11 protein-coding genes and 2 tRNA genes are annotated in these 6,447 nt (G+C 31.7%); 5 read left to right on the top strand and 8 right to left on the bottom strand.

Annotated elements, in window-relative coordinates; genetic code table 11:
• Position 1: 1 nt before the first annotated feature.
• The 4 genes from H3T47_RS06440 to H3T47_RS06455 all read right to left on the bottom strand — a co-directional run bounded on the left by H3T47_RS06440 (position 2) and on the right by H3T47_RS06455 (position 1,572).
• Entirely contained in the window at positions 2–565 is a 564-nt protein-coding gene (locus H3T47_RS06440; RefSeq protein WP_199282917.1) for a hypothetical protein, read from the bottom strand.
• A 5-nt stretch (positions 566–570) separates the two neighbouring features.
• Positions 571–840, bottom strand: coding sequence for a helix-turn-helix domain-containing protein (locus H3T47_RS06445; protein WP_199282918.1), 270 nt, complete (start codon positions 838–840; stop codon positions 571–573).
• Positions 818–1,033: a helix-turn-helix transcriptional regulator gene (locus H3T47_RS06450; RefSeq protein WP_199282919.1), complete on the bottom strand. Its 216-nt coding sequence runs from the start codon at positions 1,031–1,033 to the stop codon at positions 818–820. Before H3T47_RS06450 ends, H3T47_RS06445 begins: the two co-directional genes overlap by 23 nt.
• A gap of 359 nt (positions 1,034–1,392) precedes the next feature.
• Positions 1,393–1,572 carry a hypothetical protein gene (locus H3T47_RS06455; protein WP_199282920.1) on the bottom strand — a complete coding sequence of 60 codons (180 nt, stop codon included), beginning with the start codon at positions 1,570–1,572 and terminating at the stop codon, positions 1,393–1,395.
• Positions 1,573–2,036: 464 nt separating this feature from the next.
• On the opposite strand from H3T47_RS06455, the gene H3T47_RS06460 reads away from it, so the two are divergent.
• Entirely contained in the window at positions 2,037–2,387 is a 351-nt protein-coding gene (locus H3T47_RS06460; RefSeq protein ID WP_199282921.1) for a hypothetical protein, read from the top strand.
• On the opposite strand, the gene H3T47_RS06465 is transcribed toward H3T47_RS06460, so the two are convergent.
• A complete protein-coding gene (locus H3T47_RS06465; protein WP_199282922.1) occupies positions 2,365–2,601 on the bottom strand; it encodes a hypothetical protein in 237 nt (78 codons plus the stop codon). The two genes, H3T47_RS06460 and H3T47_RS06465, sit on opposite strands and share 23 nt — an antisense overlap.
• Positions 2,601–2,825, bottom strand: a complete 225-nt coding sequence (locus H3T47_RS06470) for a transcriptional regulator (RefSeq protein ID WP_199282923.1) — start codon at positions 2,823–2,825, stop codon at positions 2,601–2,603. The genes H3T47_RS06465 and H3T47_RS06470 overlap by 1 nt, the downstream gene beginning before the upstream one ends.
• A 272-nt stretch (positions 2,826–3,097) precedes the next feature.
• Between H3T47_RS06470 and H3T47_RS06475 the strand changes: the two genes are divergently transcribed.
• From H3T47_RS06475 to H3T47_RS06490, 4 genes are all read left to right on the top strand, one after another.
• The gene (locus H3T47_RS06475; protein WP_199282924.1) at positions 3,098–3,445 is read left to right on the top strand and encodes a helix-turn-helix domain-containing protein; all 348 of its coding nucleotides are present in this window, start codon (positions 3,098–3,100) and stop codon (positions 3,443–3,445) included.
• Positions 3,438–3,845 (top strand): ImmA/IrrE family metallo-endopeptidase, encoded by a 408-nt coding sequence (locus tag H3T47_RS06480; protein ID WP_199282925.1) that lies wholly within the window; start codon positions 3,438–3,440, stop codon positions 3,843–3,845. Before H3T47_RS06475 ends, H3T47_RS06480 begins: the two co-directional genes overlap by 8 nt.
• A 252-nt stretch (positions 3,846–4,097) precedes the next feature.
• On the top strand, positions 4,098–4,919 hold the full coding sequence (locus H3T47_RS06485) for a hypothetical protein (protein ID WP_199282926.1): 822 nt from the start codon (positions 4,098–4,100) through the stop codon (positions 4,917–4,919).
• 133 nt (positions 4,920–5,052) lie between these two features.
• The gene (locus H3T47_RS06490) at positions 5,053–6,174 is read left to right on the top strand and encodes a site-specific integrase (protein WP_199282927.1); all 1,122 of its coding nucleotides are present in this window, start codon (positions 5,053–5,055) and stop codon (positions 6,172–6,174) included.
• Between the two features lie 89 nt (positions 6,175–6,263).
• On the opposite strand, the gene H3T47_RS06495 is transcribed toward H3T47_RS06490, so the two are convergent.
• Positions 6,264–6,353: transfer RNA gene (locus tag H3T47_RS06495), tRNA-Ser, on the bottom strand.
• Positions 6,354–6,362: 9 nt separating this feature from the next.
• Positions 6,363–6,435: transfer RNA gene (locus tag H3T47_RS06500), tRNA-Asn, on the bottom strand.
• Positions 6,436–6,447 lie beyond the last annotated feature (12 nt).

The following is a 6,447-nucleotide window of genomic DNA, read 5'->3' on the forward strand; positions in this document are numbered from 1 at the left end:
CTTATTGAGCAATATCATTTTTTTGACCATTTAAAATTTCATGAATGCGTTCAATATCTAATTCTTCAGGCTTTTTGAGCTTAAATTTTGTTCCATTGATCCAAACATACAGTTCTGGTGACAAGTCACATTCCCTAGCAATTCCTGTTAAAATTCTGGAATATTCTCTATCAATCAAAGTTGCCCTTTTTAGATCATCTGCCTTCAATGACATAGTGGCTAAAGGTACTTTGTTATCTTTTTTATCATGAGAATAAAAGATGATGCCGTATTCTTGTGAAATATCAGAATTTAAGTTCAGTGCTCTTAACTTATTTTTTGGAGGCTTTTCAGATTTATCTAAAATTCCTAATTTAAATTCAACTCCATCTATCAATACATAAACATCTTTTGAAGTCTGATCCTTTGGCATTTGCGCAAGGATTAATTTTTTTAGAGTCAAATTTGGATGTATTTCACTATCAAGGTTATTTCCTAAATCAGCTCCTGCGATCAGTGGAATTCTTTTTCCAAATTGATCAAAGTAAAAATAAACATAGTTAACTTCTTTTCTTTGTATTTCCATAATTTCTACCTCATACACACTCTGTGTTCATTCATTACTTGGTTTAATTCTTTTTTTGAATAACGCTTAACTCCTTCTATTAGGCTAAATGGGATTTTTCCTGCTTTTTCCCACCTATAAAAAGTTGCTTTAGAAACATTAAGATATTTTCTGGCATTAGTTTGATTCATCCAACCCGTGTCTTGACTTTCAGTTAAACCATATTTTTTAAAAATTGATTCAACTGCATCAAGGAGTTGATCATCGGGAATATTAATCGGAACTTTTACTTCCATCTTCATTCACCTCCTTTCTAAGTTGATCTAAGCTAATATCTAAGGCATCTGCTATTTTGCAAGCATTTTTAAATGACATTTCAGAGCCATTTTTATAGTTCGCAATGGTACTCCATGGTAATCCTGTTAGCTTAGATAATTTATAAATGCTAATCTTTTTAATTTTCATGATTTCTTGGATTTTACCCCACATATAGTGTTTCATCTCCTTTACACTAACTATATATAGTGATATAGTATAGATAATTCCAAAAATGAAATGCGTTATGCGTTTCTTTGCAAAAGGAGATGGTCCAACATGACGCAATTTTTGGATTTAAGTGTATTTCAGTCATTTGAAAACATGAATTAGTAAAAATATTGTTAGGCAAAAGGACGTTCAAGAGACCGGTTATCACTTGGCTAATGGAGTCTTCTTTACAAGTAACTAATGATGGCGAAATAGGGAAAAACCTTGCTACTAATTGAGCCTTGAAGTTTAAGAATTGCCTTAGCTCGGTTAATTTTTAAACTGCTTGATTTAATTAGTAGAAAACCCTTGGAATTTTTTATCTAGCCACCCATGGGTAGATTGATGCCGAGGCACTGCTGGAACAATGACCAGTCAAACAAAGCGGGCTTAGCAACCTTGAAATTAATAAATATTGGAATCTTATCCCTGATTGCTAAAGGGGATATTTTTTTGCGAAATTTTAATCTTTTTAACTTAACTAAACCATCTTCTTCAAACATAATTAATAAGCAATCTGGATTTGTATCTCATGGTAATTCAATCCACTAGTCATCCTTTAGGATGGCTTTTTTTGTTTGTTAAAAAATTCCTCTAAGTCTTCTAGTTTTGCTAATATGCTATGCTCAATTTCTTAAATTTTCTCTTTCTAGTAACTGATATTTTCATTGCTTTTTATGAAAAAGATATACTGCATCATAATTAGCAGTAGTTCCATATTTAGGTCTTAAGTCAAAAGGCTTATATATACCTATTTCAATTTTTTCTAAAACCTTTCTTTTAATCAGCTCTTTCAGTAATTCGTCTGAGCTGATTTTTTTAGTTTAAGCACACTATTCACCTCCTTTCTAAAATCACTTATACAATCTGGATAATAAAAACTAATCTCGATTAAAAGTTGATAGAATTTTCGGAAATGTTTGTATTAAAATAAGGTTAATTAACATGTGTTAAAGGAGATAATTACATGAAGATAGACGATTATAATTTAACCAATGACGCTAAATTCTTAATTAGTTCAATGTATAAAGAATATCTTTCTCGTCTAAAAGACAACTCACCCAAACGATCAGCTGTTTTATTTGGAAATTCAGAATCAATTCACCGATTAATGCCTGAATGGTCTAAAGAAGACACCGATTACACCGTCGAGGAACTAATTGACAAAGGTCTTTTAAAAGGACATCAAGTATTAGGTGGTTATTTGGATATAACTCTTACAACTGATGCGGTCGCAATGTTACAAATGTCTTTCAAAGATAAAATTGATATCGTTCTTGACTATGCAACTAAAATTAAAAATTTGATAATTCCTTAATTTGGTCACCCATTACATACCAATCAGTTGCAATTAAGTCTTCCAAATTCGGCATCCATCCTGCATAAGCTTTGTTGGGATCGCTTTTAGGAATAACGAAAATTCCCGTAGTTAAATTGGTGCAGATAAAAACTGCTGGTCGTGGTCCATCACTTTTTCTGGCAATACCTCGACCTAATTTTTGTGCCTTAAGTGCTGCGTCTCTAATATTCATTAGCTAATTATTTCTCCCATCCCTAAAACTTTATATACTTTTTTCCTAACAGAGATATCACGCGGTGTAGTTCCACCATGAATTGCATAGCTAAGAGTTGGTCTATTAACATTTAATAGATCTGCCAAACTTGAAACTGTGTACCCTTGCCGTATCATTTCAATTTTGATAGCACTAAAAATTTTTGACTTTGCTTCTGCTAATGCCTGTTCTGCTGGCAACATAACTCACTCCCTTCTTTCTAAAACAAAAATGTAAATAATTTTGTCAATAAATTATTAAATTTGGTTGACATGTATTAGGAAATATCCTAATATAAAAGCATAATAAATAAAGCAATTGAACTGGCTATCCCCACTAATTCAATACTTTTTTGTTTATCCAAAAGTTTAAATAATTCAATTGACAATTACATATTACTAATATTTCCTAATTTTGTCAACTAAAATACGGAAATTTTCTAATTTAATTTGTCAAGGACTGGAGTTACCTTGATATGAATACATTTGAAATTGTTAAAAAATTATGCGCACAAAAGCATTTAACACTTGCGCAAGTTAATGATAAAGCCGGTTTAGGAAAGAACTCTATATACAGTTGGAAAACTAGTAAGCCGGGAATGGAAAATTTAAAAAAAGTTGCTAATGTATTGCATACCTCAACAGACTACTTATTAGGTAATACTGATAATCCATTACCATCATCTAAAAAAGGACATGCAGCTATTGATATAGAAAACGATGAATTGTTATCTTATCGTGGTCGCCCTATTCCAGATGATTATCTAGATATTATTAAAAAATTAATGGACTCCGATATTGAAAGGGGAAAAAGGCGTGAATGATTTAATTCAATATCTTTTTAACTTTGCTTTTGATCATAACATTGGTGTTCTTTTACTTAGCACTAGCAAAGAATATAATTCACTTGCAGACAAAACAAAAAAAACAATTATTATCAATACAAATTGGAAAAATCAAAATGAGATTCCATTTATTATTGGACATGAAATAGGTCATTTGATGGATGGCGAACCTTGTTTGTCATATTTTTGTGGTACATCCCTAAGTTCCAAGGAACGCACGGCAGATCTTTTTTCACTCAATATAATTTTTGAGTATGCAACTCTTCAGTATGATAGTTTTGAGGAGCCGATACAATTTATTCAGCAATATGGAATACCCAATCGAATGCTAGATGATGCATGTCGTCTATTTAAAAAGAATGATGATTTGGTCTTTTAAATAAAAAAGCTCCTATACTAAACTATACATAGCAATTAATAATTTTAGGTAACACTTAATTTGTTATTTTGAGTTTTTAATTTTCCTATAGTTCTAAACGATAAAAGACCAAGAAAAAATTTTGGTAAGGTTGTGCATGTAGAATACGATGTTCAGTAGCACTGAAAAGCATATACCAATTTATACTTTTAAGACATATATAAAAATGGTAAATTATAAATGTATTGTTAAAAGTATTATGGGAGAAGGCAAATGGAATTATTATGGATAATTGCACTAATAATATTTGTTGTCTACATGATTATTAGTGACAAAAAAGTTAAAAATAGTAAAGATTATAAAGAAGCATTAAGCCAAAATAAAAAGCCACCAAAAAAGCTTTTAGTTAAACGTTGGTGGTCGTGGGGATTAATACTAATTTTAATTTGTGGTTTCTTTGTATCAGCTTCAAACGATGCTGAGAGTCACAATGAAGCATACAAGGCCACCTCACATCGCTCTAAAAAGAGGTCAAGCGTAAAGAAAAAGAAAAAAGTTTCTGTTTCTACAAAGACTTCCAAACCAAAGCCGATAAAAAATACAGCTAAAGCAGTTACTTTAGGAGCTGGTAAGTATAAGGTCGGTAGAGATATCAAGCCAGGCAGATACGTTATTAAAGCTGTCCAGGGTAGTGGTAATTTATCTAACAGCGATGCCACTATTAACGTTATTTTAGGAAATGATGTTGATAGTGATCAGGTAACTTCTTTTACTACCAACTTGGTAAAAAACGACAAAATCAATTTAGACGGGATAGAGTCTACAAGTTTCACGCCAACACCAGATAAATACACTTATAAAACGCAAGTTAGTGCTGGTATATGGTTAGTAGGTAGAGATATTAAACCTGGGAGATACGTCATACGGCCAATAAAAGGCAGTGGTAACTTGATATCAGATGGGTCTGATGATAATTTGAACGAAATATTAGGACCTGATGCAGATAATGGGCAAGTAAGTAAAGTAACAGCTGATTTAACTGCTGGAGAAGTTATATTGTCTAATCTAGAATTAATTGGCTTAACAAAAAAATAGAATTAAATTGTTTAGAAAACAAAAAACTTCCAAGAAATCACTGTTCGAGCTTAGATTTCTTGGAAGTATCACAAAGACAAAAGAGCAATGCCCTTTTGTATACTTAATTATAACATATTAGAAAGGATAAAAAATGCCTAAAAGAGATCCACATATAAAAGAATATAAAAATAAGCGTGGTGAGCGTTTGTTTAAGTTCCATTTATACTTAGGTTTAGATGCTAATGGCAAACGGGTTAACATTACCCGCCAAGGTTTTCCAAGTTATAATGAAGCTAAAACCACTTACGACCAATTAAGAGCAAACGGTACTCAAGGTTACCAAAAGCCTAAGCAAATAAAAACAGATGAAATGTACTCTTTATGGTTTGAAAACTATAAAGGTCAAGTTAAAGAGTCAACAGCAAATAAAACTTGGCAATTGTATAAAAACCACATTAAGCCTATATTTGGAAATCGTTTTATGGATAAAATACAGGTTAAGGCAGTACAAAAATTTGCCAATCAAAAAGCAAAAGAAATTGTTAAATATAAAGATGTTGTTAGATTATTGAGTACACTTTTTGAGCATGCTATTAGATTAGGTTATGTTGAACAAAATCCAATTAGAAAAATTATAATGCCGAATAAAACATCACGTCCCCGTCGAGATATAGAACATAATGTTTATTCTAAACAAGAACTCGAAAAATTTTTAGCTGCCGCAAAAAAATATGATATAACTGCGTACACTTATTTTAAATTATTATCTTCAACAGGAATAAGACGTTCTGAAGCACTCGCATTGACCTGGAAAGATATTGACTTAACTAAAAATACTTTATCTGTAAATAGAACTCTAGCTTATGGGTTAAATAGTAAAACAATCATGCAACCACCTAAAAGTAAGATGTCCAAGCGGACCTTGCCTATATCAGCCAATTTACATGAAACGCTAATAAACTACAAAAAATCTCAAAAAGTTATTTATAAATACCTTTTTCACGGAGCTAATGGAAAATGGTGTACATTAACAAAACCTGCTCAATGGCTAAATGCAATTTACAAAAAGAATCCTAATTTAAGACGAATTACTATCCATGGTTTCAGACATACATTTGCAACTTTGCTAATAAGTGAAACAAACATAAAACCAAAAACAGTTCAAATGTTAATGGGACATGAAGATATTAAGATGACTTTAGACATTTATACTCATCTAAATGATCAAAATAAAATTGATGCCACTAATTCAATTAGAGAGTTAAATATTTAGCTTTTTTATTTTTATGCCGTGCGAATGCCGTGCGAAAGCATAATAAAAGCTTGTAACAGTTGATATTACAAGCTTTTTATTACTATTAGCGGAGTGTGAGAGATTTGAACTCTCGATACAGGATTAACCCATATACATGATTTCCAATCATGCTCCTTAAGCCACTCGGACAACACTCCAAAATTGAACTCCGGCTGTCAGACTCGAACTGACGACATCTTGATTAACAGTCAAGCGCTCTACCAACTGAGCTAAGCCGGAATACTAAAAAGC

This window comes from Lactobacillus sp. W8093, assembly GCF_016100925.1.
Taxonomy (GTDB): domain Bacteria; phylum Bacillota; class Bacilli; order Lactobacillales; family Lactobacillaceae; genus Lactobacillus; species Lactobacillus helsingborgensis.

Excerpts from the sequence above, each read along its gene's own strand:
- H3T47_RS06470 (WP_199282923.1), bottom strand. The coding sequence starts at position 2,825 with ATGTTGCCAGCAGAACAGGCATTAGCAGAAGCAAAGTCAAAAATTTTT.
- H3T47_RS06460 (WP_199282921.1), top strand. The coding sequence starts at position 2,037 with ATGAAGATAGACGATTATAATTTAACCAATGACGCTAAATTCTTAATT.
- H3T47_RS06485 (WP_199282926.1), top strand. The coding sequence starts at position 4,098 with ATGGAATTATTATGGATAATTGCACTAATAATATTTGTTGTCTACATG.
- H3T47_RS06445 (WP_199282918.1), bottom strand. The coding sequence starts at position 840 with ATGGAAGTAAAAGTTCCGATTAATATTCCCGATGATCAACTCCTTGAT.
- H3T47_RS06490 (WP_199282927.1), top strand. The coding sequence starts at position 5,053 with ATGCCTAAAAGAGATCCACATATAAAAGAATATAAAAATAAGCGTGGT.
- H3T47_RS06465 (WP_199282922.1), bottom strand. The coding sequence starts at position 2,601 with ATGAATATTAGAGACGCAGCACTTAAGGCACAAAAATTAGGTCGAGGT.
- H3T47_RS06475 (WP_199282924.1), top strand. The coding sequence starts at position 3,098 with ATGAATACATTTGAAATTGTTAAAAAATTATGCGCACAAAAGCATTTA.
- H3T47_RS06455 (WP_199282920.1), bottom strand. The coding sequence starts at position 1,572 with ATGTTTGAAGAAGATGGTTTAGTTAAGTTAAAAAGATTAAAATTTCGC.
- H3T47_RS06440 (WP_199282917.1), bottom strand. The coding sequence starts at position 565 with ATGGAAATACAAAGAAAAGAAGTTAACTATGTTTATTTTTACTTTGAT.
- H3T47_RS06450 (WP_199282919.1), bottom strand. The coding sequence starts at position 1,033 with ATGTGGGGTAAAATCCAAGAAATCATGAAAATTAAAAAGATTAGCATT.